This is a genomic window from Actinomadura fibrosa (genome assembly GCF_900659615.1).
GTDB classification, from domain to species: domain Bacteria; phylum Actinomycetota; class Actinomycetes; order Streptosporangiales; family Streptosporangiaceae; genus Spirillospora; species Spirillospora fibrosa.
Window position 1 is genome coordinate 1 of the sequence record NZ_CAACUY010000539.1, and the last position, 1,427, is coordinate 1,427.

At 75.8% G+C, this 1,427-nt stretch carries 2 pseudogenes; one reads left to right on the top strand and one right to left on the bottom strand.

What is annotated here, in order from left to right:
* Window positions 1–125: 125 nt before the first annotated feature.
* A pseudogene (murJ, locus tag E1300_RS53245) lies at window positions 126–1,265 on the top strand (murein biosynthesis integral membrane protein MurJ); the annotation flags it as partial.
* Window positions 1,266–1,313: 48 nt separating this feature from the next.
* On the opposite strand, the pseudogene E1300_RS49510 reads toward murJ, so the two are convergent.
* Window positions 1,314–1,427 (bottom strand): annotated as a pseudogene (locus E1300_RS49510) (winged helix-turn-helix transcriptional regulator); the annotation flags it as partial.

Consider the following 1,427-nt stretch of genomic DNA (forward strand, 5'->3'; position numbering starts at 1 on the left):
ATGCCGCCGCGCGGACCGGCTCGGCGAGCGACTCCCGGACCGGCGCGGGCGGCGACTCCGGGACCGGCGGGGCCGTCGCGGCGTCGCGGCTGCGGCGGCTCACCGGGGGGCTCGCGGGCGCCGCCGTGGTCATCGGGATCATCACGGTCCTGTCCCGGCTCGCCGGCTTCGGCCGCACCTACGCCTTCTCGCAGACGGTCACGACGTCCTGCCTCAGCCAGGCGTACTTCACCTCGACGCAGTTCCCCAGCATCGTCTACGAGATCGTCGCGGGCGGGGCGCTCGCCAGCATGGTCGTGCCCGTGCTCGCCGGCCCCGCCGAGCGCGGCGACCGCGAGCAGGTCCGCCGGATCGGGTCGGCGCTGCTCACCTGGATCGTCGTGCTGATGGTCCCGCTGTCCGCGCTGATGGCGCTCGCGTCCCGTCCGATCATGGAGCTGCTGGTCGGCGGCGACCTGCGCGGCTGCGCCCGCGGCGAGATCGTCGACGTCGGCGGCGACATGCTCGCGATCATGGCGCCGCAGATGGTCATGTACGGGCTGGCCGTGGTGCTGTACGGGCTGCTCCAGTCGCACCGCCGGTTCGTCGCGCCCGCGCTCGCGCCGCTGATGTCCAGCCTCGTGGTGATCGCCGCCTACCTCGTGTACGCGCCGCTCGGCGACGGCTACGAGAACGACCTCGCCGGGCTGCCCCTGGACGCCGAGCTCACCCTCGCGGTCGGCACCGCCCTCGGCGGCGTCGCCATGGCCGCGACCGCCGGCGTCGCGGCGTGGCGGCTGCGCCTGCGGCTGCGGCCCACCCTGCGTTTCCCGGACGGGGTCGCGCGGCGCGTCCGGCGGCTCGCGGTCGCCGGGCTCGCCACGGTCGCGGCGCAGCAGCTGTCCGCGCTGCTCGTCGTCCGGCTCAGCTACGAGGGCACCGGCGGCGCCCTCGCCAACTACCAGTACGCGTGGGCGGTCTACCTGCTGCCGTGGGCGATCCTCGCGGTGCCGGTCGCCACCAGCGCGTTCCCGCTGCTGTCGGCGCGGATGAGCGCCGGCGACCAGGACCGCTTCGACCGGATCACCGCGTCCACCACCCGCGCGGTGCTCCTCGTGTCGTGCGCGGGCGCCGCCGTGCTCGCCGCGGTCGCGCTGCCGATCGCCGCCGTGTTCAACCCCGGGCAGCCCGACCAGCAGGACGTCCTGTCCCGCGCCGTGCTCGCCTTCGCGCCCGGCCTGCTCGGCTACGGCCTGGTCGCCCACCTCGGCCGGGTGCTGTTCGCCTGCCACCGCGGCCGGACCGGCGCGATCGCCGTCATCGCGGGCTGGGGGGTGGTCATGGCGGCCGACGCCGCGCCGGGTCAGCGCCTTCACCCGTTCGAGGCAGGTGGACGGCGCGATGCCGAGCGTCCGGGCCAGTTCGCGGTTCGACTGCCGGGCATCCGT